Source organism: Bifidobacteriaceae bacterium, from assembly GCA_031281585.1.
Lineage (GTDB): Bacteria > Actinomycetota > Actinomycetes > Actinomycetales > WQXJ01 > JAIRTF01.
This window is the reverse complement of sequence record JAITFE010000075.1, coordinates 25,578-52,306: the sequence shown is the minus strand read 5'-3', so window position 1 is coordinate 52,306 and position 26,729 is coordinate 25,578. Positions and strand designations below refer to the sequence as shown.

Sequence of the window (26,729 nt, the reverse complement as noted above, 5' to 3'; positions counted from 1 at the left end):
GCGCAGGCCAGCGGCACGATCGCGCCACCAGCCGCCCGCGCCGCGCCACGCGCCCCCCGCCAACCCCAGGCGCCGATCCGACACGCCACACGACCCCAAATCGGCGGATCGAGGCTAAGGCAAGCAACGGTCAGCCTGCTGCCAACTCAGCGCGCTACGGCAAGCGCCGGTCAGCTCCTGGCCGCCGCATCGCGGCGGAAACCAGCGCCGACGCCAGCCAGAGCAGCGCCCCCGCCGCGCACGCCGTGACATAGGAGAAGTGCGCCGCCAAGTAGCCCGCCACCAGCGGGCCCACCACCGAGCCGGTGTCCCCCGCCATGGAGTACAGGGCGATCGCGCGGGTGCCGCCCGGCCCGGCCGCGTCCCCCACCGCCGCCGCGGGCGCCGTGCCGATCAGCGCCGCCCCGATCGCGTAGACAGACAGGACAGCCGCCAACACCGCCAGCGAGCGCGAGATGGGCAGCGCCGCCATCGCGCCCGCGGCGACCAACGCGCCAATCACCATGGGTCCCCGCCGCCCGATCCGGTCCACCACCACCCCCGACGGCCAGATCGCCCCCACCTGGACAATCGCCCCGACCGACATTGCGATCCCCGCCCACAGCACCGCTTGGGACTCGTCGGCCGCCAGGTACGCCGCCACGAACAACGGGATCAGCGCGCCCCGCGTGCCGTTGGTGTTCCACCCCTGCGCCAAGTGCGCCAGCAACGCCGCCTGGTACCGCCGGTCCCGCACCACCTCGCGCAGCGGCCTCGCCACCCCGCCCGATGCCGTCCGGTCACCCCCGTCTTCCCCTTCCGACAGGCTCGGCCCCCGCCCGACGCCGTCAGCCCCGCCATCCCCGGCCGAGACCGGCCCACCGGGGGAATCCAGACCACCATTCCCGGCCTGCTCGTCCGGGACCGACACGCCCGCAGCCGAACCCGCCGCGCCGGCGGCGGCCCCGGGCGTCGTCCGGTCGGGCCGGGCCGCAAGCGGCCGGTCGCCGGTGATGGGCGCCAAGCCCAGCGACACCGCCGCCGCCGCGCCCAGGGTGATCGAATAGAAGAAGAACGGGGCGCGGAGCGAGATGGCGCCGAACAGGCCGCCCAACGCGGGGCCCGCCACCGCCCCGACCAGGAATGATCCCTGGTACACCGCCGAGGCGCGCCCGCGCCGGTCCGCGTCCACCGAGGACAACAGGATCGTCATGGCCGAAACGGAGAACATCGCGGAACCCAACCCGCCCAGGCCCCGGAAAACAATCATCTGCGCATAGGATCGCGCGTAGCCGACCGCCAGCGAAGACACCGCCACGATCAGCACGCCCGCCAGCAGAACGAACCGGTGCCCCCAACGGTCGGTCAACGGGCCAACAGCCGGGGCGAACACCAGGCGCATCAGCGCGAAAGCGCTCACAACCGCTGCGGCGGCCAACTCGTTGACGCCAAAGGAGGCCGCAAAGACCGGGAGCACAGGGTTGACCACGCCGAACCCGATCGCCACGGCCAGGCCAATCCCCGCCAAGATCCAAACGTTGCGCGGCATTGATGGCAGGCCGCCTCCGGGCGCAGAGCTCAAAGGAGGTTCCGCCGCGCCGCCCAACGGGTCAGCTCCGCCCGGTTGGACAACTGCAGTTTCCGCAGAACGGCGCTCACATGCGTTTCGACCGTCTTGATTGAGATGAACAACTCCCCCGCCACCTCGCGGTAGGTGTAACCGCGCGCGATCAGCCGCATGACCTCCTGCTCGCGGGCGGTCAACGAGTCGAGTTCGTCGTCCGCCGCGGCCACGTTCCCGGCCACCGCCCCAAAAGCGTCCAGCACAAAGCCCGCCAGCCGGGGCGAGAAGACCGCGTCACCATCCGCCACGCGGCGAACGGCCTCCACCAACTCGCCCGCCGTGATGGTCTTGGTGACGTAACCCCGTGCCCCGGCCCGGATGACGGCCACCACGTCGCCGGCGGCATCGGACACCGACAAAGCCAAAAACCGGACCGGGGAACCGGCGAAGGCGCTGGCCACCTCGGCGCCGCCGCCTCCGTGGCCGCCCGGCAGGTGCACGTCCAGCAGCACCACGTCCGGCTGCACGCGCCCAATCACGTCAATCGCCCCCTCGACGCAGTCGGCCTCCCCCACAATGTCCAGGGCGCCGCCCAACTCGGCTTTGGTGCCGGAGCGGAACAGGGCGTGGTCGTCAACCAACACCACCCGCAACTTCGCGTTCATGCGCCTTCCTTGCCCGCCAATGTCATCTTCAAACGTATCTCAGTGCCTTGGCCGGGGTTTGAGACCACCTCTGCGGCGCCCCCGTGCCGGCGCACCCGCCCGATGATCGATTCGCGCACCCCCAGACGGTCCGCCGGGACCTGGCTCAGCTCAAAACCGGGCCCGCGGTCCTTGATGAAGACCTCGGCGCGGTCGGTGCCGATCTCGGCATAGAGCGAGACCGGCGGGCCGCCGTGGCGGACCGCATTGAGGAGGCCTTCGCGGGTCGCGCCAATCAGCGCCACGGCCGGATCCGTGGGCGGGTGGTCGCCCACAACCACCACGCCGATTTCCGAACCGGTCAAATCTTCGACTTCTGCGGCTGTGTCCTTGAGGGCTGCCGCCAGCGACAGCCCGGACGGCGCGCGGTCCTGGTAAAGCCATTCCCGCAGTTCGCGTTCCTGCGCGCGGGCCAGGCGGCGCACGGCCGACTCGTCGTCGGCTTGAGTGCGGATCAAGGCGAGGGTTTGCAGGACCGAATCATGCAAGTGGGCGGCAATGTCGGCGCGTTCGGCCTCCCGCGCGGTGGCGGAACGCTCGTCCCACAGGGCGTTGATCAGCCGCAGCCACCATGGGGCCAGCACCAGCGCCACGCCCGCCAGCACCGCCAGCCCCGCGACCAGCGCCATGATCAGCGAGGACGGCCCCCGGCCTTGGCTGATCAGCAGCGCCGAGCCGAGCACCACCAGTGCCAGCGCCCCAATCAGGCGCATCCAAGACACCGGCCCGCGTCTGGCCTCCGCATCCACCCGATCCAGCTGGCTCCATGCCAAGACCAAGCCGCCCACCAGGGCTAACACCGGCGCCAGCCACTGCCAGGGCACATGGGCTCCCGCCGCCGTGGCGGCCACCAGGCCCGCCAGGCCCAACAGCAACACCCCGCCGGCGGCCAACAAGAACGGCGAGCGCCGCTCCCGGTCCTTCAGCGCCGGGGCAAGCCGGGCCAGGGCGGGCGGGGGCGCCGCCGGATCCGCCGAGGGCACTGTCAGCCACAGCCACGCGTAAAGGACCAAGCCGGGCCCCGTCAGGCCGGCAATCACAAAAGCCCAGCGCATGACAGTGGCGCTGACCTCAAGGTGCGCGGCCAGTCCGGCCGCCACGCCCGCGATCCGCCTCCCCCGGCGGGGGCGGCGCAACTCCGGCCTGGCGCCGGCACGTGGACCTTTGGACACATGACCATGGAACCACGCCGCGCCTGGCCGGGGCAGGTCTGTCCCGCTTAATCAGGGGCGAATCGCGGTCAAATCAGGGAGGAACCAGGGGCAAATCAGGGTCGAATCAGGGCGAACCCCAATAGAACGCCGAGCCCGCGGCGTTCAGACTGGTATCCATGACCGCATTTCCACCTCCCGCCCGTCCGGCCGGATCGAGCTTCTTCGATTGGATTCGCCGCCAACAAGTCTTTCGCGGCCCCGACCGCTGGATTGGCGGAGTGGCCTCAGGCTTGGCCCGCCGCCTGGGCTGGGACCCGGTGCTGGTGCGGGGGTTGTTCATTGTGGCCGCCATTTTCTCCGGCCTGGGCCTGTTGCTTTACGGCGCCGCCTGGCTCGCCGTCCCAGACGCCGCGACCGGGCGGAGTCACCTTGAAGACGCCGTCGAGGGCCGCTTCAGCCCCGGCTTCTGGGGCAGCGCCGCCCTGACCGCCTGCGGCGCGGTCATGGTGTTCGTATGGATGCCCACAACCTTCCCTTGGGGCATGTTCTGGTTGGCAACGTTGGCTGCGGCGGTGGTGATCGTCTGCGCGTACGCCTTCAACCGCCCGCCCACCCCCGCGCAGCAACCGCAGTTCGCGGCCCCGCCGCCGGGTCAGCCCAACCCCGGCGGACCGGTTCCGCCCACCTACCCAGCGCCCGATGCCGTTCAGCCCTTCCCAGCACCCGCCGGGGCCTCAGCGCCTCCAGCGCGGCCGCCAGCGCCAGCCCCGCCATTTGCTCCGCCAAACAGTTCGGTCCCTGCGGCGGCCGGCGCCGCGACCGCCGTGATGGCCGAGCCCATGCCAAACGACCTCATCCCCGCATCAACGCAACAACTACCAGGAGGATCGGGGGAACCAATGCCCGAACCACTATCAGCCCAGCCGAAAGAAGAAACGCCAGCCCAACCATCGCCGGGAGAGCCTGCCACCGAGGCCGGTGGTCCAGGGGGCGACCCGCAAAGCGACCTTCAAGCTCTTCCCGATCCACCAGCGGATCAGGATCGCGATTTCACTCGCAAAGAGGCGGGCACAACCGCCGCCGGCGACCCGCAAAGCGACCTCCAAGCTCTTCCCGATCCACCAGCGGATCAGGATCGCGACTTCACTCGCACCGAGGCGCCCGCAACCGCCGCCGAGGCGCCAACTGAGCCCCTGACCGCTCAGTTGCCCGGACAAGGCGAACAGCCGGGCGCCGAATCGACCGGCCAGGCCGGGACGGCGCCGGCAAGCACCGCGCCTGCCCAAGGCGGGCAGGGAGCGGGCGGCGGCTGGACGGCGCCGGGCAAGGGCGGAGGCAACGGCGGGTGGCCGCCGGGAGCTGGCACGCCGCCGGCCCGGCGAGCCAAAGGCGGGGCCTTGACGCTCGCGTTGCTGGGCCTGATGTTGCTGGCGATTGCGGGCGTGGTGGCGATCAGCCGCTACACGGACCTGCTGAGCGGCTTCGTCGTGATGGGCCTCTGCCTGGGCGGGGCGCTAGTGGTGATGGGCGTGGGGCTTGTGATCTTGGGCATGGCTGGGCGGCGAGCGGGCGGATTCATAGCCGCGGCGATCGTCCTGGCGCTGTTCGCGGCTCCGCTCGCGGGCGGGGCGCAGGCGCTGCGCATGGTCAACGGTTCGGTGACCGTCGGCTCGTACGACTACAGCCCCTCCACCCGAGCGGACGCGGCGGCCGGCTATTCAATCGGGGCTGGCGAGCTGTCTGTCAACCTGACAGACCCGGCCCTTCGGGGCGAGGACCTGACGGTGGACGTGTCGGTGGGGGTTGGGCAGGCCATTTTGACGGTGCCTTCCAGCGGTGCCGTGGTCATCAACGCCACCGTCTCAACCGGCGCGATCGAGCTGTCCGGATTCGACCGTGACGAATGGTTGGTCGACTGGTCCGCCGCGGGCGTGCGCGGGCGGGGCTGGCACGGGAGCAGCACCGGCTCGGTTTGGGAAATCGATCGCGGAGAAGACGAGCTTGGAGGTCTGAACGTGTCGCTGCGCGCCGAGACGCTGTCCGCCGGCGACGGTCCGACTTTGACAATCAACTACCGGGGGACCATCGGCAATCTGGAGATCTACCAAGAAGACTCCCGGATCTGGGGAATACGTTAGGAGCCACCCATGAGCAACACACCACCTCCGGCCCAGCCGCACCGTCCGTCGGCCCCGCCGCCACGCGTGCCCGTCGGCGCGACGCATTACGGACGCCATCCATACGGGACGCCCGGCTACCCCACGGGTCCGGCCCCCTATTACCCCGGACCCTACGGGACGGCGCCTGCGGCGCCCACGCTGCCGCGACCCGCCCCGCCGGTCAAGACCGGCCCCCGTGTCGGCATGATCATCACGGGAATCGTGATAGCGCTGCTAGGCGTCTGGATCATCGCCGCCTCATGCGGCTTTGTGGTTGACGAACAGTTGGCTCTGATCCTGATCTTGGCGCTGGGCGGCGTAACCCTGATCGTCTCCGCGCTGATAGCGGCCTTTCGCCGCCCCAAGGCCTAACCGAAAGTGGCGCGAGGCACGGGCGCGCGGGCGTGAACCGGAGGGAAATGACCTTCAAGCCCGCGCGACCGGCCAACTGGCGGCCAACGCGACGACAACCGCCCCGAGGGAAATGGATTTCAGGCCCGCGCGACCGGCGGCTCGGCCGGCTCCATCAGAACGGGCGCGGCCGGGGAGGTGACCACCTCCGTGACCTGGCCTATGTTCGGGCGCTGGTCGCCCAGCCCACGCCCGGCTTTGAGCAGGCCCCAGCCGACCAAGAGGACCACCACGCCGACCCCTGCTACGAGCAACGCCACGCCGAAAGCCATGGCGCTGAGCATCAGCGACGACCGCAGGAAGGAAGAGGTGTTCATCATGTTCCAAAGGGCCGTCATCTTGGCATCCGCCTCTTCGCCGCCCGCGCCCGCGTATTCCTTGGCAGAGCGAATATGCGCTATCTCGCCCGCAGTCCGGCCGTTGAGGTCTTCAAAGCCGTAGTTGCCCGGCATGTTTTCGGTGTGCATCTTGATGCCTTCGGCCTGGGCGATCGCGCCTAGCGGCCCCCCGACTTCCTTCGGCGTTTCGCCTTCGCCGGACCCGAAGACGGAGTTCATGAACGGCGTGTCGCCGTTGATTGGAATCTTCTCGGCTTTGAGCTGGGCGCCGACTGCAATGTAGGTGGCCACCCCGGCCGCGAACACCAGGATTCCCAGAATCATCAGAATGCGGCCAATGCCGCGCACGCCGCGGCCCGCATCGAGTTGACTGTTTGACATGTTCGAGGGCTCCTCGCCCGCGGGTGACTACCCAGCCCCCACAAGGCCGGAAATGGCGCCGCCCTCGGTCAGTTCCCCGCGACTGGTCGTTATGCGCTTGGAGGCTGATTCCATTCTACTGTCAAGGGACCATTGGCCGACCGCGACCTGGCGCACTACTCGGTTGCGCCCACACGGTTGACCCGGCCTGAACTCCCCCGACAGGCCAGCCGTGGCCGTTCGGTCGTGCCCGGCTATCTGCTCGCGCGATTGGCCCTGGACCGTTCGCTCCAGGGGCGCGGCTTGGGACGCCAACTCTTGGTCGACGCCTTGGAGACCATTTCCCAGGCAGCGATTCTGTCGGGCAGCCGAGTTGTCGCAGTCGACCCGGTCGACGTGGCGTAAACGATCAGCCCCGCCCCGTGTCTGTGGCGCCGGCCAGCCGCGCCGCGAAGGCTTCGGCGATCACGGTGGTGTCGAGGCAGGCGGTGAGCATGCGCGCCCCGCGCTCGCGCCAGTCGCGCACCATCTGCAGGTCCGTGCAGTGCACGGCGGGGATTTTCCCGTGCTCAAGGGCCACGTCCACGACCCGCCGCATGCGCTGTTCGACCTCCGCGTTGTCCCGGTAGGTGGCCTGCCCGTAGCCGCTGGAGAGGGCGAAGTCGTACGGCCCCACGTACAAGACGTCCACGCCGGGCACGGCCGCGATGCGCTCAATCTGCGCAAACGCCCCCGGCGTCTCGATCATCACGACCACAATCACCTCTTCGTTGGCCTCGGCCGGCCCGGGCGCCTCGCCCAGGTCCCAGAAGATCGGCCCCCAGCTGCGCCGACCGTGCGTCTCCGGCGCGCCGGGCAGAGCCGGGTACCGCGCGGCGGCCACGGCCCGCGCCGCCTCCTCGGCATCCTCCACCATGGGCACCACAACCCCTTGCGCACCCAGGTCCAGTGCCCGTGTGATCGGCGCGGCGGCGCTGGACGGCACGCGCACCAGCCGAGTCGTGCCAGTTCCCATGAGGTAGCGCAAGATGGTCGGCAGCTCGCCGAAGGTGGCCATCCCGTGCTGGAGGTCAACGCACGTGTAGTCGAATCCGCCCCGTGCGACCAGGGTCACGGCCACCGGGTCCGCGATCGTGGTCCAGGCCCCGTAGGCCACGCCGCCGCTGTTCCACACGTCTCTCATGGCAACCTCCGATTCCCGCGTTTTCCGTTCAGGCCCAGCGTTGGCCGGGCCGCGTCACTCCCATTCGATGGTGCCGGGCGGCTTCGAGGTGATGTCGAGGACAACCCGGTTGACCTCCGGCACCTCGCCGGTGATCCGCCCCGCGATCTTCGACAGCAGGTCGTAGTCGAGCCGCGAGAAGTCCGCCGTCATCGCGTCCTCGGAGCTGACCGGCCGCAGCACCACCGGATGCCCGTAGGTCCGCCCGTCGCCCTGCACGCCGACCGACCGCACGTCCGCCAGGAGCACCACCGGGCATTGCCAGATCTCACGGTCCAGCCCCGCCCGCGTCAGCTCTTCGCGCACGATGCCGTCCGCCCGCCTAACCGTCTCCAGCCGGCTTTCGGTCACCTCGCCCACAATTCGTATGCCCAGTCCGGGGCCGGGGAACGGCTGCCGCCAGACCATCGAGTCCGGCAGGCCGAGTTCGGAGCCGACCGCCCGCACCTCGTCCTTGAACAGGGCCCGCAACGGCTCGACCAGTTCGAATTGAAGGTCCTCGGGCAGCCCCCCAACGTTGTGGTGGGATTTGATCGTGGCGGCGCCGTCGCCGCCGCCGGATTCGACCACGTCCGGATAAAGCGTCCCCTGCACCAGGAACCGAACCTGGCCGGTCCCAGCGGCCCCTTCTCCCGTGCCGGCCGCCGCCTGGGCCACCACGTCTGAGGCCGCCGCCTCGAAGGCGCGGATGAACTCCCGCCCGATTATCTTGCGTTTGGCCTCCGGGTCGCTCACCCCGGCCAAAGCGCGCAGGAACACCGCCGAGGCGTCTTGCACCACCAACTTCGCGCCGGTGACGGCCACGAAGTCCCGTTCAACCTGCTCGCGTTCCCCTTGGCGGAGGAGCCCGTGGTCAACGAACACGCAAGTCAACTGGTCGCCCACGGCCCGCTGCACCAGCGCCGCCGCCACGGAGGAGTCCACCCCGCCGGACAGGCCGCAGATCACCTGGTCGGAGCCGACTTGCCGCCGGATCGCCGCGACCTGTTCGGCGACTATCGATCCGGGGGTCCAGTTCGGCTTCAGCCCCGCCTCCCGGTAGAGGAAGTTCTCCAGCGCCGCCTGGCCCAGCGGGGTGTGTCGGACCTCCGGGTGCCATTGCAGCCCGTAGAGCCCGCGCGAGCGGTCTTGGAACGCCGCCACCGGCGCCCCGTCGGTGCTGGCCAGGACTTCGAATCCGGCCGGCGGCCGGGTCACCGCCACGCCGTGGCTCATCCAGACGGTCTGCGTGGCCGGGCTGCCGGCCAGCAATCCCCCAGCGGGACCGCCCCCAGAACCTGGGGCCGCAGGGATGAGATGGCCTCCGGAACCAGACGTCGCGGGGGAATCAGACGCTCCAGACCCGGCCGGATCAGCGCCGGCGGGGCTCGCGGACGCCGGCACCGCAGCCCGCGTAGACCCGTATTCGCCCTTGGAGGCCCGGTCGACGTCGCCGCCCAGCACGTGGGCCATGGCCTGGAAGCCGTAGCAGATGCCGAGCACCGGCACGCCCGCCTCAAGCAGGGCGGGGTCCAACCGGGGCGCGCCGGGTTCGAAGACCGAGGCCGGGCCGCCGGACAGGATGATCGCCGCCGGGTCGCGGGCCAGAATCCGCTCGGCCGACCAACTGTGCGGTACGATCTCCGAGTAGATGTGCGCTTCCCGAACTCGACGGGCGATCAATTGGGCGTACTGCGCGCCGAAGTCGACCACCAAGACGGGCTTGGGATTGGGTAAGGAATTGGTCACGGAATGGAATGCTCCTTGATCAAGCTGGCCGGAAGGGCCGGAAGTCCTAGGTACACTGTAGGAGTTGGCGGTTCCAACATCGAGTAAAAACCCCGTTCATTGAGGAAAGGCGTTCAGGCGTGGCACGTTCAGTTTTCTTGGCTTCGACCGACCGCGACGCGGTCAAGTCTATTGTGGCTGTCGGATTGATCGAGGAGCTGAAGCGCTCCTATGAACGGGTGGGCGTTTTCAGGCCCGTGCTCCGGAACGCCGACGGCAGCGACCACGTGCTGGACCTGCTCAAAACACGCGACACCATCGAGGCCGACAGGGCGGTTCGCGTGGGCACCACCTACCAGCATTTCCACGAGGCGCCGGAGGCGGCCATGGAGTTGGTGCTGGAACGCTTCGAGGCCTTCAAAGCCAGCTGCGACTTTGTGGTGGTGGTCGGATCAGACCACACCGACGTGCCGGGCGGCGAGGAGCTTTCCCTCAACGCCCAAATCGCGGCCAACCTCGGGGCGCCCATATTGCTGGTCCTCCCGGCGACGCGTTGGACGCCGGGCCAGATCACGGCATCGGCCAAATTGGCGACCGCCACAGTCGAAAACGAGCACGCCAAGGTAGTCGGCGTGATCGCCAACCGGTGCCCGGCGGACCAACTCGCGGCCGTGCGCGCGGCCCTGGGCGAACTGGACGTGCCGACGGGGGCGATCCCCGACTCGCGGATCGCGCTGGCCCCAACTCTGGGCGCGGTGGTGGACGCGGTGGGCGGCACGTTGGCGAGCGGGGACCCGGCGGCGTTGGGCCTCGAAGTGCTGGACATGACGATCGCCGCCCAAGAGGTGGAGCACGTGCTGGCCCACCTGACGCCCCGGTCCGTGGTGATCTTCCCCGGCGACCGGGTGGGCGTGCTGCTGGGGCTGGCCTCAACCCAGGGCGACGAGGACTTCCCGGCCCTGGCCGGCCTGATCATGGGCGGCGGCTACGTGCCGGAGAAGCCGGTCATGGACCTGGCGCGCTCGCTGGCCGGCGACCTGCCGATCATCACGACCGCCAAGGAGACGTTCGCGGCCGCCGCGGCGGCCACCCTGGTGCGGGGCCAACTGGACCTCTCCTCCCAGGACAAAGTCGAAGCCGCTCTGGAGGCCTTCGAAGAGGGCGTGGACGGCCGCCGTTTCGCCGAGGCGATCGAGGCGTTCGTCCCCGTCGCCGTGACGCCGCTGGCCTTCCAGCAGTCGCTGGTCAAGCGCGCCCGCCAAGACCTCAAGAACATTGTGCTGCCGGAGGGGGATGACGACCGGATCCTCCAGGCCGCCGCCCGCGTCCTCGAGATGGACGCCGCCCGCGTCACCATCTTGGGCGACCGGGACGCCATTCTGGCGCGGGCCGCCGCCTTGGACCTGGACCTCAGGGCCGCCAACATCGTGGACCCGACCGGCGGCGACCTGGTGGACCACTTCGCCGACATCTACGCCGAACTGCGCGCCCACAAAGGCATGACCAAGGACCGCGCGCTGGAGGTGATCCGGAACTCGGGCACCTACTTCGCCACCATGATGGTCCACACCGGGATGGCGGACGGCATGGTGTCCGGCGCCAAGCACACCACGGCCGACACGATCCGGCCGTCCTTCGAGATCATCAAGACCAAACCGGGCACGGAGGTTGTCTCCTCCGTCTTCCTGATGGCCATGGCGGACCGGGTGCTGGTGTTCGGCGACTGCGCTGTCAACCCGAACCCCACGCCCAGCCAACTGGCCGGAATCGCGGTCGATTCGGCCACCACGGCGAAGGCCTTCGGGGTGGACCCGCGCGTGGCCATGATCTCCTATTCGACCGGCACGTCCGGCGCCGGGCCGGACGTGGACGCGGTGCGTCAGGCCACCGAGCTGGCCCAGGCGGCCGCCCCGGAACTGGCCCTGGACGGCCCGATCCAGTACGACGCGGCGGTGGTTCCCTCTGTCGGCGCCTCGAAGATGCCCGGCTCGCCCGTGGCGGGCCGCGCCACCGTGCTGATCTTCCCGGACCTCAACACTGGCAACGCCGTCTACAAGGCGGTGCAGCGCTCGGCTGGCGCGGTCGCCATTGGACCCGTGCTGCAAGGCCTGCGCAAGCCGGTCAACGACCTGTCCCGCGGCGCGCTGGTGGAAGACATCGTCAACACGGTCATCATCACCGCGTGCCAGGCCCAGTGACGGCCATTTCGCGGCCATCCCCAGTGGCGGCTCCCTGCCTTAGCCCAGCTCAACTCGCAACGAAAAGGAATCACCCGTGAGCGAAACAGTTCTAGTCATCAACGCCGGCTCCTCGTCAATTAAGTACCAACTGGTGGACGTCGACACCCGCGAGGCCCTGGCCAGCGGCATTGTGGAGAGGATCGGCGAGGCGGTCTCACCGCTGACCCACAAGGCGCACGGCGAGAAGCACACCGTCGAGGTGCCCGTGCCGGACCACACCACCGGGCTTCGGGCAGTGCTCAAGCTGTTCGCCAAGTATGGGCCAGACCTCGCCACCGTGGGCCTGGTCGGAGTGGGCCACCGGGTGGTGCAAGGCGCCGACATCTACACGGCCGCGACCATCATCACCCCCGAGGTCATCCAGACCATCGAGGAGCTGTCGCCCCTGGCGCCGCTTCACAATCCCGCCAACCTGCAGGGCATCCGGGCCGCCATGGACGCCTTCCCAGAGCTCCCGCAGGTGGCGATCTTCGACACGGCCTTCCACGCCACCCTGCCCCCCGCCGCCTACACCTACGCCATTCCCCCGGAGGTGGCGAAGTCTTTGCGGATCCGGCGTTACGGCTTCCACGGCACCTCGCATCAATACGTCTCCAGGGAGACGGCCCGCGCCATGAGCCGCGCGCCCGAGGATGTCAACATCATCACCATCCACATCGGCTCCGGGTGCTCCATGGCGGCCGTCCGGGGCGGCCACAGCGTTGAGACCTCCATGGGCCTGACGCCGCTGGAAGGCCTGGTCATGGGCTCGCGCTGCGGCGACATCGACCCGGCGATCGTCTTCCACCTGGTCCGGGAGGGCGGCTACACCGTGGACCAGGTCGACACCATGCTGAACAAGAAGTCCGGCCTGTTGGGGCTGTGCGGCTCGCTCGACGTGCGGGACATCCACAAGGCGATCGGCGAGGGCGACCCGGCCGCGAAGCTCGCCCTGGAGGTCTTCACCCACCGGCTGCGCCATTACATTGGCGCCTATTGCGCCCAACTGGGCCGGGTGGACGCGATCGCGTTCACCGCCGGAATTGGCGAGAACGACCCGATCACGCGGGCCATGGCGCTGGAGGGCCTGGAAGCCTTCGGCGTCTTGCTGGACCCGGCCCTGAACCAGTCCGCCCGCAGCGCCACCCGCATCTCCCCCGAGGGCGCGGCGACGCAAGTCTGGGTCATGCCGACCGACGAGGAATACGAGATAGCCCACCAGGCGGCCGAGCTAATCGACTCCCTGACCCCAACCACCCCCTAACCCGCCACAACCGGGGACGGTCCTTTCTTCGAAAGATGGGGACACACCTGCCCGATGCCGTCCGGCCCCCACCAGCACCGCCACGCCACGTCTGTCCCCCTCCTTCAAACCGGGGACGGTCCTTTCTTCGAAGGATGGGGACAGACCTGCCCGAGGTCCCGAGGCCGGCTCCCGGTGCCGCCCCAACGCTCCCGCGAGCACCGTGTTGGCCGCCGGGGTGGGAATCCGCTGCGCTATAGGGAAGAATTGGTCCATGCAGCGCTGCCCTAAATGCGACAGCCCCAATGAAGAGGGCGCTTTTTGTTCCAACTGCGGAGCCAGCCTGGAGGCCAGCCCGTCTCAACCCGAACCCCCGGCCCCCACGCCGCCAAACGACCCGGGCTTCGCGCCGGCCCCGGCCCCGCCGAACGGGCCGGGCTTCGCGCCGGCTCCGCCTCCACCGGGGCCGCCCCCCGCGCCCGAGCCGGATTACGGCACACCGCCGGGTCGCCAGGCGCCGCTGCCGCTCCGCCCGCCGGCAACCGAAACCGTTCGCCTAGGGCCGCAAGCCAGCGCGCCGCCGCCACCGCCGCCCAGCATCCCCCCGGGGACGCCTGCTCCCAGCGGATTCGCCCCGCCCTCGCAGCCTCCTCCTCCGCCCCCTAACTACGGGCCCGGACCTGGCAACCCGCCCACTCCACCCCCGGCGGACACGCAGCCGGGATTCGCGCCGCCAACACCCGGCCCGCAGCCGGGACCGCCGCCAGCCTCGGCGCCACAGGGAACGACCGCGCCGCCGCCAACCTACGGCGCTCCCCCTCCAGGACCCGGCTACGGAGCACCGCCGCCTGGCTACAGCCCTCCCGGCACATCGGCTCCGCCGCCCAAGCCTCCCAAGCCGCCGCGGGAACCCAATCCGCGCGGGGGCAAGGTCGGTTGGATCGTCGGCCTGGTGGTTGGTGCCATCGCCCTGGCGGTCGGCTCGTTCTCGCTGGTCTTCTTCGTCATCCTCGGCTGACCGCGATCTGAGCCGCGGCGAAGCCAAGCCCCGCGCGGTCGGCGCGTTCGCGCCGGTCTTCTTCGCCATCCTCGGCTGACCGCGATCTGAGCCGCGGCGAAGCCAAGCCGCCGTGCAGTCGTGCGGCTCGCTCGCGCGTTCTAGCCAAGGCCCAGCGCCGGAGCCGTTTGCTCCTCCGGCAGCGGATACTGATTGGCGACGCACCCGTCCAGGCCTTTGGACTGCTGCATCATCAGCGGCGCCGATTGGCCGGGGCCGGGGCATCCGGAGTGGTCGTGCCCAAGCCAATGGCCAACCTCGTGATTCACCACCATCGCCCTGTAAACGTCAAGTTCAAGGCCGTCCAGGGCCCCCGGCAGCGCGCCGCGCAACCAGCGCTCCTCGTTGATCACGACATCCCGGCCGACGCGGCAGGAATACTCGGGGGAACAGTCCTCGGCGAAGCCGGTCATCTGGTCCGGCGTGGCCAGCCAGAGGGTGAAGTCGCCGCCCCCGGCCACCCGGTCAAAGCCGACGCCCGCAGTGCGCCAACCCGACGGGTCGTCCAGGGCGGCTTGCGCCTGGGCCGCGAAATCCGCCAGGTCCGCCGCGACCGGTCCTGCGGCCGCGACATCATAGGTGACCACCACGGCTGCGCCTGCGTGCTGGCCCTCTTGAGCCCCTGGGGTCTGCGGGATGTGGCGGTCTCCGCCCTCGGCCCGTGCGTCCTGCCCCCGCAGGCCCGCTTCCGGCGCAATCCAGCCGAGGACGGCCTTGCCCCCGACCCATAGGCCCGCCAGCGCCACCAAAGCCAACGCCCCGAAAACAAGCCTCCCGAGCGGCGTCAGCCGGGCCTTCCGCCGAGTTTGGTAAGTCGCCATACTTCCCAGCTTGATCCGCCCGCGCCGCGCTGTCGTCCTCCCGTCGACCATCGTTTGTTCCGCCCACAGAGCGACAAATCCCCTGGCCGCTCATCCCAGCGGACTACGACGTGCCGAAATGGGGAGGACTTGATTTCCGCAAGCCGGACATCTGACCGTCCCCGTTTCTCGGTGCGGCTTTCTCGGCGCTGCGCCTGTCCTTTGGGGCTGTTCGGGCGCCGTGCGGTCGGCATCGGGCAATGTCGACAAAGCGGGCCGGGCCAAACTGGCGACGCAAGGCCAGTGGGGGCGTTACCGGATTTCCGTTGGCGGGCAGGCAGAGGTTAACCTGGCCCGGTGCACGGCGAATACAAAACTCCTGGCGGCAAACTGGTCGCAGTCGATGTGGGGGTGCGGGAAGGGCGACTCGCGGAGGCCCGACTGGCGGGAGACTTCTTCCTGGAACCGGATGACGCACTCTCCCGAATCGAGGCAGCGCTTCTGGGCGCGGCGGCTGAAGACCAGGCCCAAACCCTCGCCGAACGCGTCCACCGGGCCCTTGAGCCGACCGACACGCTGGTCGGATTCGACCCCCTGGCGGTGGCGATCGCCGTCAGGCGGGCGCTCGGCAAGTCCTCCACCTGGGCTGACCACACCTTCACGCTGATCCAGGAAAAGCCGCGCGACCCGTACACTCAAATGGCGCTGGACCAGGTTTACGCGGAAGAACTAGCCGCCGGGCGGCGCGGCCCCACGCTCAGGGTCTGGGAGTGGGCGTCCAACGCGGTCATCATCGGGTCCTACCAGTCCTGGTCCAACGAGGTCGACGAGGCGGGCGCCGCCCGCCACGACGTGACCGTGGTCCGGCGGGTGTCCGGGGGCGGGGCCATGTTTGTCGAGCCGGGCAACACCATCACATACTCGCTGGTGGTGCCCGAATCCTTGGTGGACGGGATGAGCTTCGTGGATTCCTACGCGTTCCTCGACGCCTGGTGCGTCGGGGCGTTGCGGGGCTTGGGGATCGACGCGACCTATCTGCCGATCAACGACATCGCCAGCCCGGCGGGGAAGATCGCCGGGGCGGCCCAGAAGCGCTTCGCAGACGGGACGGTGTTACACCACGTCACGATGGCTTACGACATCGACGCGGCAAAGATGCTGGAGGTGTTGCGGATCGGCCGCGAGAAACTCTCCGACAAAGGCACCAAGTCCGCCGCCAAGCGGGTCGACCCGCTTCGGTCGCAAACGGGCCTGACCCGCGAAACCATTGTCGACGCGTTCGTCGCCCATTTCGAGTCGCTCCACGGGCTGGAGCGCTCCGAGCCGACGGCGGCGGAACTCGCCCGCGCGGCCGAGTTGGTGGAGGCCAAGTTCGCCAACCCCGAATGGCTGCGCCGAGTGCCGTGACACCATAGTGCCGTGACCTCTGCCCGTCGCCGGGTCCTCGCCCTGGCGGTCCCCGCGTTGGGCGCGCTCGCCGCCGAGCCGTTGTTTGTGATGGTGGACAGCGCCATTGTGGGGCACCTGGGCACGGTGCCGCTGGCTGGCCTGGCGCTGGCGGGCATGGTCCTGGACACATGCGTTTACCTGTGCGTTTTCCTCGCCTACGCCACCACGGCCGGTGTGGCGCGGGCTTGCGGTGCCGGCGATTTGCCTGAGGCCGCCCGGCGGGGCGTGGACGCCCTGTGGCTGGCGTTGGGGCTCGGTGTGGTAGTGGGCGCAGCCCTTTATGCGGGCGGCAGGGCGGTCCTGCGGTGGTTCGGCCCGGACCCTTCCGTGTTTGCGGCGGCCTCTCAGTACCTGCGCTGGTCCGCGCCGGGCATGCCCGCCATGCTGGTCGTGTTGGCGGCGATCGGCGTGCTACGAGGACTCCAAAACACCCGTGTCACCCTCTACGTGGCGGTGACCGGCGGCGTGATCAACGCCGCCGTCTCGTTGTTGCTCTGTTACCCCGCCGGTATGGGGATCCGCGGCGCGGCGGTGGGCACCGTGGTGGCCCAGACCGCGATGGCCCTGTGGGCCGGCGGCCTGGTTGTCCGGTTCGCCCGCCGCTCAGGGGCCGAACTGACCCCGCACCCGCACGGAGTCGGGGAGGCGGCCCGCGTCGGGGCGCCCCTGTTCCTGCGGACCTGTTGCCTGCGGGCGGCGGGGCTCTCCAGTTTGTGGGTGGCCTCTTCGCTCGGGGCCGTGCAGTTGGCCGCGCATCAGATCGTCTCAAATGTGTGGATGTTCTCAGCGCTCAGCACTGACGCCCTGGCGATTGCCGCGCAGGCGCTGGTCGGGGCGTCCCTGGGCAGCGGCGACGCCGGCGAGCTGCGCGCCGTCAAGAAAACCGTGGTCAATTTGTCGGTCCTGTCCGGAGCCGGCTTGGGCGCCCTGTTCGCGGCCTCGGCGTGGACCCTGCCGTGGGCGTTCACGCCAGACCGGGCCGTCGTCACGGCGGCCACGCCAGCCCTGTTGGTGGTCGCGCTGTGCATGCCGCTTGCGGCCTGGGCCTTTGCGCTGGACGGGATCCTGATGGGCGCTGAGACCGAGGGCCCATTCCTGGCAAAAGGGATGGCCATGTCTTTGGCCTGCTATCTTCCTTGGGCCGCCGCAGTGGCGGCCTGGGCCACCGGCGCGGCGGGACTCCCGCTGCTCTGGGTCGGCTACGCCGGCGAATTCATGTTGGCGCGTTCCCTGATCTACCGCCGCCGCGCGGCGGCGGTCTAGCCTGCCCCTGTCAAAGCCTTTGGCGCCGGGCCACCAGCAGCCTCAACTGCGACCTCCGAGCCGATCCCGATCCACCAGCGGATCACGAAGACGCTCCAGGCCCCACCACGGGCCCCCTGACGCAGAACCCACCGCGGCGGAACCCCGCGTCAGGGAAGAAGAGCCGCGACCACCCGGCCCGGCAGGTCGGCGGGCGTGCCCGCGCGCTCCAGCGCGTGGACAATGACGTAGCCGACCAAGGCCTTGGCCAGTTCCGGGACCGGCGTGCCGGGCCGCAACTGCCCCGCCGCGGCGGCCCGCTCAAGGCGGACGTGAAGGACCGAACCCGCGCCCAGCGCCGAACTCAGCAGCCTCCCCACATCCTCGTTCTCAGCGGCGGCGGCGAACAACGACCGCGTCATGGTGGCGTGCGCGCTATCGCCCACAAACGCGAACAATTCCCCCAACCACACCCGCAAGTCGGCCCCGACGTCACCCGTGTCCCGCGGAGCCAAAGCCCCCGGCGCCAGAACGCCCTCCAGAAGACACTCAGCCACCAGCGCGGACTTGGAGTCCCACCAGCGATAGATGGTCTGTTTGCCGACCCCGGCCTCCGCCGCTATGCCTTCAATGCTCATGCGGTCGTAGCCGTTCGCGGCGAACAATCGCGCGGTCGCGTCAAGGATCGCGAGCCGGGACGCCTCCGAACGGGCGCTCTCCCGCCGGCCAGGCGCCGCCTGGCGACTGGCGTCCGATTGGCGGGAAATCATGCCAACATTGTAGGCTTCGCATGCGAGACGAACCGCACCGTCTCGCCTGGTGGGGAGAGGCGCCGCAACGGGACGCCAACCTCACAGGACCACAAGAACCCCGACAGGCGCGGCCCCCATTGGGACCGGCAAGGTCATGCGACGGGTCACGAACACCGGGCCGAAGGCGCGGACGCGAAGGAGTTGGCAATGGCGGAGTTCCTCTACCGGCTGGGCAAGGCGACCGCGCGGCGGGCTTGGGCGGTGATCGCCGCCTGGGTGGTCCTGCTCGCGATCGCGGGCGCAGCCTTTGGGATGGGCCACGGGAGCCTGGCTGCCAGCTTCGACATACCCGGCCTGCCGTCATCCGAGGTGGTCGACGAACTCGCCGCCGAACTGCCCGAATACGCGGGTGCATCCGGCACCATTGTGCTGCGCACGGCCGACGGACAGCCCTTCACCGAGACGCAGCGCGATCAGGTTGCGAACGCGGTCGCGAGCGCGGCGGCCCTTCCAGACCTGGCCCAGGCGGTCGACCCGTTCGCCGCCGAGGCCCAACGGCAGAGCCAGGCCGAGGAGATCGCGGCGGGCCAGGCCGCGATCCAAGCCGGCGGCCAGGAGCTTGACCAGGCCGAAGCCCAAATCGCGGCCGCCGAACAGGCCGTGCAGACCGGCCAGGTCCCGCCGCCTGCCGACCCGGAGGCTGCCGCCGCGCAGTTGGAGGCCCAGCGCGCCGCGATCGAGGAGGGGCGGGCTGAACTCGCGGCCCAAACCGCCCAATTGGAGGCCGCCGCCGCGCTCCTCGCGTTGGCCGAGCCAATCCGGATGGTCAGCGAGGATGGCGGGGCCGCGCTGGTCCAGCTTGCCTTCACCGAGCCTCGGCTTGACCTGCCGAGTGAGTCGAAACGGGCCGCGATCGCCCATTTTGAGGACGCGGACCTGGATGGGATAGAGGTGGCTGCCTCGGTCGACATGTCCCAGGACGTGCCCGATCTGCTGGGCCCGGGCGAGGCGGTCGGCCTGGCCCTGGCGGCCCTGGTCTTGGTGGTCATGTTCCGAGCCTTGATCCCTATGGCGGCGCCGGTGATCGGCGCGGTCACGGGAGTCGGCGTGGCCACGTTGGGGACTTTGGCGTTCTCCTCGGCTGTGACCATGACCTCGGTCACGCCGATCTTGGGGGTGATGCTCGGATTGGCCGTGGGCGTGGATTACTCGCTGTTCATAGTCAACCGGCACCGCCGCCAGGTTCTAGCCGGCCTGGCCCCGCTTGAGTCGCTTGCCCTGGCCAACGGCACGTCCGGCACCGCGGTTGTGTTCGCCGGCGCAACGGTTGTGGTGGCTTTGGCGGCGCTGACGGTCACCGGCGTGCCCTTCCTGGGCCTGATGGGCCTGGTCGGAGCGGCCTCCGTGGCCGTGGCCGTTCTGGTGGCGGTCACGCTGACGCCGGCGATCCTTGGTTTGGCCGGCCGCCGGGTCCTCCCGCGCGCGGCCCGCTCAGGCGCCCGCCCGCACAATCCCGCCCCGCCGCGCCCCGCCCGGGCCGTGGTCAGCGCGCTGCAAGCGGTGGCGGCGGTCGCCGTCCTGGCGGCGCTCGCCATCCCGGCCATGGACATGCGCCTGGGCCTGCCGGACGGTTCGTCGGAGCCGAAAGGCTCGTTGGCCGAGCGCGCCCACACCGTCACCGCCCAGCGGTTCGGCCCCGGCGCTAACAGCCCGCTGTTGGTGGCGGCGCATTTGCCAGAAGGGTTGGACGATGCCGCTCGGCTGGCCGCGCAAATCGAGATCGCCCAGGCTGTGGGCGCCCAGGCGGGGGTGGCCGGGGTCGCCCCGGTGGCGGTCTCCGAGTCCGGCCGCCTGGCCGCGTTCCAGGTACTGCCGGAGGGCGGTCCGAACGACGAGTCGACGGCCAACCTGGTGGGACGCTTGCGGGGTCTTGACGCCGGACCGGGCGACCAGGCTTTGGGCGTGGCGGGGCAGGCGGCCATCAACATTGACATCTCCGACCGGTTGCGGGCGGTCTTGCCCCTCTATCTGGGTGTGGTGGTCGGCTTGACCGTCCTGATCCTGATTCTGGTGTTCCGGTCTTTGTTGGTTCCCCTGATCGCGGCGGGCGGGTTCATTCTGTCCCTGTTTGCCACCCTGGGGCTTGTGGTGATGGTCTTCCAGTGGGGCTGGGCGAAGGACGTGATCAGGCTGAATGCGCCGGGGCCGGTCTTGAACTTCCTCCCGGTGATCTTGGCCGGGGTGCTGTTCGGGCTGGCGATGGATTATCAGATATTCCTGGCCGCGGGCATGCGGGAGGCGTACGTCCATGGGGATCCGCCCCGATTGGCGGTGGCCCACGGCTTCAGAGCTGGCCGGGCCGTGGTGGTGGCCGCAGGCTTGATCATGGTGGCGATTTTCGGGTCGTTTGCGCTGGCTGACTCAGCCATGGTCAAGGCTTTCGGCTTTGCGCTGGCCTTGGGCGTGGTGATGGACGCCTTCATTGTGCGCCTCGTTTTGATGCCAGCCCTGATGAGCTTGGTGGGGGCCGCCGCCTGGCGGATTCCGCGCTGGTTGGACCGGCTGTTGCCTCAGGCGGACATTGAGGGCGCGCGTTTGGAGCGCCGGCACGCCGAGCAGCGGTCGGGACCGGTTCAGACCGCCGATAGCTGACCTCAAAAGACCTATGGACACCGACCAATCCCACCGCTACTGTGTCGAAATACAGCTAAAGACTGGCTGTTTAGATGGAAGAACGACCATGCCCCCGACTTCGCTCGACCGCGAAATAGACGAACAGTTGCCGCGCGCCGTCGGCGTGTTGAGCCGCCTGGTGGCCGAACCCAGCACGCTGGGTCGGGAGCAAGGCGCGCAGGAGGTGCTGGCAGAGGAGCTTGAGCGCCTGGGCTTCGCCGTCGCGCGGCTCCAGATCCCCGAGGGGATTGGCGCCGACCCGCTGGCCGGGGTCCCCCGTCTGCCCTACGCCGGCCGCTACGACCTGATCGCCACACGCGGAGCCGAGTCCGGCACCGGCCCCAGCCTGCTGGTAAACGGGCATATCGATGTGGTCCCGGCCGAGGAGGCGGCGTTGTGGCGCACCCCGCCGTTCGAGCCGACGGTGGTTGACGGCTGGTTGCACGGCCGCGGCGCGGCGGACATGAAGGGGGGCTTCGCCGCGGGACTCCTGGCGCTGTGGGCGCTGGACGCGGTCGAACCCGGTTGGCTGCGCCAAGGGCGGTTGACTTGGACTGCGGCCATCGAAGAGGAGTACACCGGCAACGGCACCCTGGCGGCGGCGCGGGCCGGGCACTTGGCCGACGCGGCGCTGCTGCTCGAGCCGACTGAACTGGCAATCCTGCTTGGCGGAGTGGGCATCATCTGGGTTGAGATCGAGATTCCCGGGCGCGCGGCGCACGCGGAGGCGGCCGAGGGCGCGGTCAACCCGATTCTGGCGCTGCCGGCCATAGTCGGCGCGCTGCGCCGTTTCGAAGACGAGCTCAACGCCGCCCACATTGCCCGCCCGGATCCGGCCTTCGCCGCGATCGCCCATCCTTACAACGTCAACCTTGGGACGGTCGCGGGCGGCGATTGGATCTCGAGCGTTCCCGCGCTGACCCGCCTTGGCGTGCGCGTTGGCCACCCGCGCGCGTGGACCAGCGAGGAGGCCTTCGACCATGTGCGCCGCGCCGTGCTTTCGGCCGTGGAGTCGGATCCCTGGCTGGTGGACCATCCGCCCGTGCTCCGAATGAACGGCTTCCGCGCGGAGGGGCACCTGCAGGATCCGGACACTCCGCTGGTGCGCGCGCTGGCGGCGGCTCACCGCGAAGTCCACGGAGTCGAACCGGCCAGCGTGGCCTTGGGCTCCACTACGGACGCCCGGCTGTATGTCAACCATTTCGGCGTGCCCGCCGCGGCCTACGGCCCCAGAACAAGAAACATGCACGGCACCGACGAGGCGGTCGAGGTCGCCAGCATTGGAGAATGCGCCAAGGCGGTCGCCCGCCTGTTGCGCCGCTGGTTCGGCCAATGAACGGCAAGGCTCCAAACCAGGCCGATGGCGTGTTGGCGCCGCTGGTGGCGGAGACCGTGGCCGCCCGCATCGCGGATCGATTCGTCACCGCGATAGCCCTCGGCTATTTCGTGGTTGGGCAAAAGCTCCCCCCGATCGCGGAACTGGCCGCCATGTTGGAGGTCAGCCCAACCACGGTGCGCGAGGCCCAGACCCGCTTGGCCGCCCTGGGCTACCTGAGGATCACCCGGGGCAGGAACGGCGGCGCCACCGTGGTGTCGCAGTGGGGCCAAACCTCGGATTCTATGGTCCGCCGGGCGCTTGAGCCCGAATGGGCCGGGCTTGAGGTCACCCTCGATTTCCGGTCCTTGATTGAGCAGCAGATCGCCCGCACCGCGGCCGAGCGCCGCACCCCTGAGGATGTCCGGAGGATTTGGGAATGTGTGCGCGCTTACGCCGAAGCCGAGAACAATCGCGAGGCATCGCGTGACGCGGATCTCGCGTTCCACCGCGCCGTGACGGCCGCGTCCCACAATCCGAGGCTGGCCGAACTCAGCTTGCGGCTGCGCCACGAGGTGAGCCTCGGCTTTGACGCCGAACCGTACAACGCCGAGGTTCGCGCCAAAGCGGTGACGCAGCACTCGGAAATCGCCGACGCGGTGGACGGCGGTCGCGCCGAGGACGCCGCGCAGCTCATGGCCACCCACCTCATGCTGACAGCGGAGGTGCTCCGCGCCCTTTATCGCCAGGCGCGTCCGACAACCAACTAGGAGGAGACGTTCATGCCGTACCTGCACGCGAATGACATCGACATACGCTACGAGGTCGAGGGCGACGGCGCCCAGACCGTCGTGCTCATCAACGGCCTGGCCGACGAACTTGAGACCTGGGCGGGCCAGGTCCCGGCGCTTGTCGACAACGGCTTCAAGGTTGTGACCATCGACAACCGGGGGATCGGCCAGACCAGCAAGCCCGCCGGTCCTTACAGCGCGGAAATGCTGGCCGATGACATCAAGGCGGTCGTGGACCACCTGGGGCTTGGGCGCTACCACCTGATGGGCGTCTCGATGGGCGGGATGATCGCCCAGACCTACGCGCTCAAGTACGGCGCCGACCTTTCGTCTGTCACCCTGGCGTGCACCTACGCGGCGCCGGGGCCGTTCTGCTCGCGCATGTTCGCCATGTGGGCGGACACGGCGACCGTCATGGGCGTGCCGCAGGTCATGCGGGACGTGACCTTGTGGGCGTTCACGCTCGACTTCTTCCGCGACAGGGGCGAGGAGCTGGCGGAATTCGAATCGGCCATGCGCTACATGAACCAGCCCGTGCCGGCCTACTTGGCGCAGCTCGCAGTGATTCAGGACTTCGACGAGAGCGCCCGCCTGGGAGACCTGGCCTCAATTCCCACCCTGGTGCTGGCGGGAGAGCAGGACATCCTCATCCCAACCCGGCTTTCCAAAGAGCTTTCCGACTTGATCCCGGGTTCGGTGTTCCGGACCACCAAGGGCGGCCACGGCTGCTGCTGGGAGTACCCGGATGAATTTAACGCCGCGTTCATCGGCTTCCTGCTCCAGAGCGGTGCCCGCTGATGGCCGACAAAGCCCCCGCCGGCCAACTCGCGCCCCGCAAGAAGCTGGGCTTGGCGGGCGTCCTGCTGCCCGGATTGGCGCAGATCGCGCCCGCGTTCAACCTGCTTTTCACCACCGCGGTGGTCGCCGGTCTGGCGGGAGCCTCGGTGCCGCTGGTGTACCTCATCTCAATGGTCGGCTTCTTGGCCACCGCGCTCAGCACCGCCCAGTTCGCGGGCATCTATCCCAGCGCGGGCGGGTTCGTGACCTATGTGGCCCGCACGTTCGGCGCCGCAGTCGGCACGGTGGCCGGCTTCATCATGGTGATCGGCTACATCATCGCCTTCGCCGGCATCTACCTTTACGTGGGCAACTACATTGTCACCTACGTGTTCGGGTACGCCGAGGCGCAGCCGGCCTGGCTGGTCGTGATCACCACCATTGTGTATGGGGCGCTTGTCACCATTCCGGTGATTGTAGGCCTGCACTTCGGCGTCCGGGCGACCATTGTGCTGTACGTGATCGAGGTGGCGGTTGTGCTGGTCGTCATCTGTGCGGTGCTGTTCCAGAGCGGCACGGACGCGGTGGGTTTGACCGCCGAGCCGTTCACCTGGCCCAAGCAGGGCGCTTCGAACATCTTCTTGGCCTTCAGCGTCACCGTGGTCGCGTTCGGCGGCTTTGAGGCCGCCGCGCCGCTGGCGGAGGAGACCGACAACCCGCGCCGGAACGTGCCCATCGCGTTGGTGCTCACCGTGCTGATCAGCGGCACTCTTTATGTGCTGGGCGCGTGGGCGCAGGTGGCCGCTTTCGGCAACGACGGGCAGGCGATGTATGAGGACGGCAACTCGTTCGCGACGGCGGCCCAGGAGTTCCTGCACATTGGCGCCCGGTTCATGGTGCCGTTCGTCGCTGCCATCTTCCTGATCTCCGTCACCAGTTCCTACATTGCGGCCAACACCCAAACGGCCCGCGTGATCTTCGCCGGCGCCCGCGGCGGCATTTGGCCGCGCTCGCTGGCGGCGACCAGCCCCCGGTTCAAGACCCCGTGGGCGGCCGCGATCGCGTTCGTGGCGCCGAGCATCGCCATCGGCGTGCTCTCCATGCTGATCACGGATCCGGACACCACGTCGGGTTTCCTGCCGGGCTTCGGCTTGTTTGGCGTGGTCATGACCTACGCGATCACCAACGTGGCCCTGTTCGTCCAGTTCTTCAAGTTCCGCAAGCAGGGGATCAGGAAGAACCCGTTCTTGTGGTTGGTCGTCCCGGTGATCGGGGTCGCGGTCTTGGCGCTGCCCATGTGGGGCAACCTGCGCCCCGGCCAGGGTGGCGCGTTTGATTGGATGCCGCTGTGGTCGCTGGGCCTGCTCGCCGCGGGCGTGGTCTACGTGGTTGTCCTCAAGCTCACGCGTCCCAAGGTCCTGGCCGCCGCCCCAGCCCTGCTGGAGGGCGACTTGGCCGAACCCGACCAGACGGCGCCGGTCGCCTGAAAGGAGATCTGCGAGCAAGGTGCGGGCCACAGCCGTTCCAACAACTGTTGGTTGACTAAGTGCGCCATCAGGGACTCGAACCCCGAACCCGCTGATTAAGAGTCAGCTGCTCTGCCAATTGAGCTAATGGCGCGCGACTAGAGACTTTAGCACGCTTCGCCTTTGGCCTGGGACGCGCGTCTGCCCAGGCCCAGGCCGCAAGGCGGGGCGTTCACAGGTACATGCCGGCGGACTCGTTCCCGCCGGGCGCCTCGGCCACGCCGTGGACGTTGCGTTCGCGCAGCAGCAGGTAGGTCTGCCCGCCGATTTCGACTTCCGCCCGGTCCTCCGGGTCGAACAACACCCGCTCGCCCAGCGCCACCTGCCGCACCGCGTCCCCGGTCGCCACCACGTGGGCCCAGGCCAGGCGCTTGCCCACGGCGGCGGTGGCGGGGATCAGGATCCCGCCGGCGCTGCGCCGCTCGGCCGACTCGGCGTCCAGCAGCACCAACAGCCGGTCCGCCAGCAAACGAACCGGCAGCGGCCCCTCCGGCAGTTTCGGCGCCGCCTTTCCCGCGCCCGATGCCGTCGCCGCGGCCTCCCCGGCCCCGGCCAGTTCCCGTGTGGTCACTTCTTGCGCCTCGCGATCCGCAGCGCAATCCCGACTGCCGTCAGCGCGCAAACCACGCTGACAAGGATCAACACCCAGGCCTTGGGCCGGCCGGAGGGTTCGAGCGTGGCCGCCCGGACGGCATCGGCGGCCTTTTCTTTGCCCAAGGCGACCAGGGACTCTGGCGACAACTCCGCCTTTAACTGCGCGATCACCTTCGCGGTGGCGGCTTGCTGGTCCTTCAGTCCGGCGGCCAAGGAGTCCAGCGATGATTTGTCCATCCCCCAAGGTTAGCGGGCGCCACTGCGGGCCGCCGAGCTTGGGCGCCGGGGGCCACGTGGGCTAGGGTCCTATGCGGGCGCCAGTGGCGGAATTGGCAGACGCGCAGGATTTAGGTTCCTGTGCCCTCGGGCGTGCGGGTTCAAGTCCCGCCTGGCGCACCTTTGAGGTCTGGTTCAAACCTTGGCCAGCCTCAACCTTTGATTCGCCCGCCTTCTTTTTTCGCGTCGGTGGGCGCGTGGGGTCGGTGGGTCTGGCGTCCAGGGCGACGGCGTGGTCGTGGATCGCGGCGAACGGCTGGCCGAGCGTTGTGGTGACAGTGTGGCGGTCGTGACCGGGTCGACGGGGGTTCTCGGTGATGAAGATCTTGGTGAAGAAGGTTTGGTTGGCGAGCCGCCTGGTGGCGTTGTTGGCCCGCAGGTACATGGCGTGGGGGTCGGAGGCCAGGAACAGGTAGG

21 protein-coding genes, 2 tRNA genes and 2 pseudogenes are annotated in these 26,729 nt (G+C 69.3%); 13 read left to right on the top strand and 12 right to left on the bottom strand.

The annotated features are described in order from the left end of the window. Positions 1 to 154: 154 nt before the first annotated feature. The 3 genes and pseudogenes from LBC97_09140 to LBC97_09130 form a co-directional block, all read right to left on the bottom strand. Positions 155 to 1,528: an MFS transporter gene (locus LBC97_09140; GenBank protein ID MDR2566199.1), complete on the bottom strand. Its 1,374-nt coding sequence runs from the start codon at positions 1,526 to 1,528 to the stop codon at positions 155 to 157. Between the two features lie 29 nt (positions 1,529 to 1,557). Beyond that, positions 1,558 to 2,208, bottom strand: a complete 651-nt coding sequence (locus tag LBC97_09135; protein MDR2566198.1) for a response regulator transcription factor — start codon at positions 2,206 to 2,208, stop codon at positions 1,558 to 1,560. A gap of 1,010 nt (positions 2,209 to 3,218) precedes the next feature. Beyond that, positions 3,219 to 3,419: pseudogene (locus LBC97_09130) on the bottom strand (PspC domain-containing protein). A gap of 158 nt (positions 3,420 to 3,577) precedes the next feature. Between LBC97_09130 and LBC97_09125 the strand changes: the two are divergent. Next, positions 3,578 to 5,539 carry a PspC domain-containing protein gene (locus LBC97_09125; GenBank protein MDR2566197.1) on the top strand — a complete coding sequence of 654 codons (1,962 nt, stop codon included), beginning with the start codon at positions 3,578 to 3,580 and terminating at the stop codon, positions 5,537 to 5,539. A gap of 9 nt (positions 5,540 to 5,548) precedes the next feature. Continuing rightward, entirely contained in the window at positions 5,549 to 5,932 is a 384-nt protein-coding gene (locus LBC97_09120) for a hypothetical protein (protein ID MDR2566196.1), read from the top strand. Between the two features lie 119 nt (positions 5,933 to 6,051). Here LBC97_09120 and LBC97_09115 read toward each other — a convergent pair whose 3' ends face one another. Beyond that, a complete protein-coding gene (locus LBC97_09115) occupies positions 6,052 to 6,690 on the bottom strand; it encodes a hypothetical protein (protein MDR2566195.1) in 639 nt (212 codons plus the stop codon). Between the two features lie 225 nt (positions 6,691 to 6,915). Between LBC97_09115 and LBC97_09110 the strand changes: the two genes are divergently transcribed. Continuing rightward, complete coding sequence (locus tag LBC97_09110) at positions 6,916 to 7,074, top strand: hypothetical protein (protein ID MDR2566194.1); 159 nt, start codon at positions 6,916 to 6,918, stop codon at positions 7,072 to 7,074. Between the two features lie 4 nt (positions 7,075 to 7,078). On the opposite strand, the gene LBC97_09105 is transcribed toward LBC97_09110, so the two are convergent. Next, a complete protein-coding gene (locus tag LBC97_09105) occupies positions 7,079 to 7,852 on the bottom strand; it encodes a hypothetical protein (GenBank protein ID MDR2566193.1) in 774 nt (257 codons plus the stop codon). A gap of 54 nt (positions 7,853 to 7,906) precedes the next feature. Continuing rightward, positions 7,907 to 9,619: a glutamine-hydrolyzing GMP synthase gene (guaA, locus tag LBC97_09100; GenBank protein ID MDR2566192.1), complete on the bottom strand. Its 1,713-nt coding sequence runs from the start codon at positions 9,617 to 9,619 to the stop codon at positions 7,907 to 7,909. Positions 9,620 to 9,738: 119 nt separating this feature from the next. Between guaA and pta the strand changes: the two genes are divergently transcribed. Together pta and LBC97_09090 are read left to right on the top strand one after the other, a co-directional pair. Beyond that, positions 9,739 to 11,796: a phosphate acetyltransferase gene (pta, locus tag LBC97_09095; protein ID MDR2566191.1), complete on the top strand. Its 2,058-nt coding sequence runs from the start codon at positions 9,739 to 9,741 to the stop codon at positions 11,794 to 11,796. A 76-nt stretch (positions 11,797 to 11,872) separates the two neighbouring features. Beyond that, entirely contained in the window at positions 11,873 to 13,081 is a 1,209-nt protein-coding gene (locus tag LBC97_09090) for an acetate kinase (GenBank protein MDR2566190.1), read from the top strand. A 1,137-nt stretch (positions 13,082 to 14,218) separates the two neighbouring features. On the opposite strand, the gene LBC97_09085 is transcribed toward LBC97_09090, so the two are convergent. After that, positions 14,219 to 14,938, bottom strand: coding sequence for a DUF3152 domain-containing protein (locus tag LBC97_09085; GenBank protein MDR2566189.1), 720 nt, complete (start codon positions 14,936 to 14,938; stop codon positions 14,219 to 14,221). Between the two features lie 336 nt (positions 14,939 to 15,274). Here LBC97_09085 and LBC97_09080 point away from each other — a divergent pair, with 336 nt between their 5' ends. Together LBC97_09080 and LBC97_09075 are read left to right on the top strand one after the other, a co-directional pair. After that, on the top strand, positions 15,275 to 16,324 hold the full coding sequence (locus tag LBC97_09080; protein ID MDR2566188.1) for a lipoate--protein ligase family protein: 1,050 nt from the start codon (positions 15,275 to 15,277) through the stop codon (positions 16,322 to 16,324). Between the two features lie 12 nt (positions 16,325 to 16,336). Next, positions 16,337 to 17,629 carry an MATE family efflux transporter gene (locus tag LBC97_09075; protein MDR2566187.1) on the top strand — a complete coding sequence of 431 codons (1,293 nt, stop codon included), beginning with the start codon at positions 16,337 to 16,339 and terminating at the stop codon, positions 17,627 to 17,629. Between the two features lie 149 nt (positions 17,630 to 17,778). On the opposite strand, the gene LBC97_09070 is transcribed toward LBC97_09075, so the two are convergent. Together LBC97_09070 and LBC97_09065 are read right to left on the bottom strand one after the other, a co-directional pair. Further along, positions 17,779 to 18,165 carry a TetR/AcrR family transcriptional regulator C-terminal ligand-binding domain-containing protein gene (locus tag LBC97_09070; protein ID MDR2566186.1) on the bottom strand — a complete coding sequence of 129 codons (387 nt, stop codon included), beginning with the start codon at positions 18,163 to 18,165 and terminating at the stop codon, positions 17,779 to 17,781. A 27-nt stretch (positions 18,166 to 18,192) separates the two neighbouring features. After that, positions 18,193 to 18,309 (bottom strand): annotated as a pseudogene (locus LBC97_09065) (TetR/AcrR family transcriptional regulator). 258 nt (positions 18,310 to 18,567) lie between these two features. Between LBC97_09065 and LBC97_09060 the strand changes: the two are divergent. The 5 genes from LBC97_09060 (at position 18,568) to LBC97_09040 (ending at position 25,403) form a co-directional block, all read left to right on the top strand. Further along, positions 18,568 to 21,012 carry an MMPL family transporter gene (locus LBC97_09060; protein ID MDR2566185.1) on the top strand — a complete coding sequence of 815 codons (2,445 nt, stop codon included), beginning with the start codon at positions 18,568 to 18,570 and terminating at the stop codon, positions 21,010 to 21,012. A gap of 88 nt (positions 21,013 to 21,100) precedes the next feature. After that, positions 21,101 to 22,369 (top strand): ArgE/DapE family deacylase, encoded by a 1,269-nt coding sequence (locus LBC97_09055; GenBank protein ID MDR2566184.1) that lies wholly within the window; start codon positions 21,101 to 21,103, stop codon positions 22,367 to 22,369. Further along, positions 22,366 to 23,118, top strand: coding sequence for an FCD domain-containing protein (locus tag LBC97_09050; GenBank protein MDR2566183.1), 753 nt, complete (start codon positions 22,366 to 22,368; stop codon positions 23,116 to 23,118). Before LBC97_09055 ends, LBC97_09050 begins: the two co-directional genes overlap by 4 nt. Before the next feature lie 12 nt (positions 23,119 to 23,130). Further along, complete coding sequence (locus LBC97_09045) at positions 23,131 to 23,937, top strand: alpha/beta hydrolase (GenBank protein ID MDR2566182.1); 807 nt, start codon at positions 23,131 to 23,133, stop codon at positions 23,935 to 23,937. After that, entirely contained in the window at positions 23,937 to 25,403 is a 1,467-nt protein-coding gene (locus tag LBC97_09040; protein ID MDR2566181.1) for an APC family permease, read from the top strand. The genes LBC97_09045 and LBC97_09040 overlap by 1 nt, the downstream gene beginning before the upstream one ends. 60 nt (positions 25,404 to 25,463) lie before the next feature. On the opposite strand, the gene LBC97_09035 is transcribed toward LBC97_09040, so the two are convergent. From LBC97_09035 to LBC97_09025, 3 genes are all read right to left on the bottom strand, one after another. Further along, a tRNA-Lys gene (locus tag LBC97_09035) sits at positions 25,464 to 25,536 on the bottom strand. 78 nt (positions 25,537 to 25,614) lie between these two features. Then, positions 25,615 to 26,013, bottom strand: coding sequence for a co-chaperone GroES (locus tag LBC97_09030; GenBank protein MDR2566180.1), 399 nt, complete (start codon positions 26,011 to 26,013; stop codon positions 25,615 to 25,617). Continuing rightward, on the bottom strand, positions 26,010 to 26,273 hold the full coding sequence (locus tag LBC97_09025; GenBank protein MDR2566179.1) for a hypothetical protein: 264 nt from the start codon (positions 26,271 to 26,273) through the stop codon (positions 26,010 to 26,012). The genes LBC97_09030 and LBC97_09025 overlap by 4 nt, the downstream gene beginning before the upstream one ends. A gap of 77 nt (positions 26,274 to 26,350) precedes the next feature. Between LBC97_09025 and LBC97_09020 the strand changes: the two genes are divergently transcribed. Beyond that, positions 26,351 to 26,432: transfer RNA gene (locus tag LBC97_09020), tRNA-Leu, on the top strand. The last annotated feature ends 297 nt before the right edge of the window (positions 26,433 to 26,729 follow it).

Bases quoted from the DNA above. Each gene is read 5' to 3' on its own strand.
- LBC97_09115 (MDR2566195.1), bottom strand. From the start codon at position 6,690: ATGTCAAACAGTCAACTCGATGCGGGCCGCGGCGTGCGCGGCATTGGC.
- LBC97_09060 (MDR2566185.1), top strand. From the start codon at position 18,568: ATGGCGGAGTTCCTCTACCGGCTGGGCAAGGCGACCGCGCGGCGGGCT.
- LBC97_09045 (MDR2566182.1), top strand. From the start codon at position 23,131: ATGCCGTACCTGCACGCGAATGACATCGACATACGCTACGAGGTCGAG.
- LBC97_09140 (MDR2566199.1), bottom strand. From the start codon at position 1,528: ATGCCGCGCAACGTTTGGATCTTGGCGGGGATTGGCCTGGCCGTGGCG.
- LBC97_09055 (MDR2566184.1), top strand. From the start codon at position 21,101: ATGCCCCCGACTTCGCTCGACCGCGAAATAGACGAACAGTTGCCGCGC.
- LBC97_09085 (MDR2566189.1), bottom strand. From the start codon at position 14,938: ATGGCGACTTACCAAACTCGGCGGAAGGCCCGGCTGACGCCGCTCGGG.
- LBC97_09025 (MDR2566179.1), bottom strand. From the start codon at position 26,273: ATGGACAAATCATCGCTGGACTCCTTGGCCGCCGGACTGAAGGACCAG.
- LBC97_09135 (MDR2566198.1), bottom strand. From the start codon at position 2,208: ATGAACGCGAAGTTGCGGGTGGTGTTGGTTGACGACCACGCCCTGTTC.
- LBC97_09040 (MDR2566181.1), top strand. From the start codon at position 23,937: ATGGCCGACAAAGCCCCCGCCGGCCAACTCGCGCCCCGCAAGAAGCTG.
- LBC97_09050 (MDR2566183.1), top strand. From the start codon at position 22,366: ATGAACGGCAAGGCTCCAAACCAGGCCGATGGCGTGTTGGCGCCGCTG.
- LBC97_09120 (MDR2566196.1), top strand. From the start codon at position 5,549: ATGAGCAACACACCACCTCCGGCCCAGCCGCACCGTCCGTCGGCCCCG.
- LBC97_09125 (MDR2566197.1), top strand. From the start codon at position 3,578: ATGACCGCATTTCCACCTCCCGCCCGTCCGGCCGGATCGAGCTTCTTC.
- LBC97_09105 (MDR2566193.1), bottom strand. From the start codon at position 7,852: ATGAGAGACGTGTGGAACAGCGGCGGCGTGGCCTACGGGGCCTGGACC.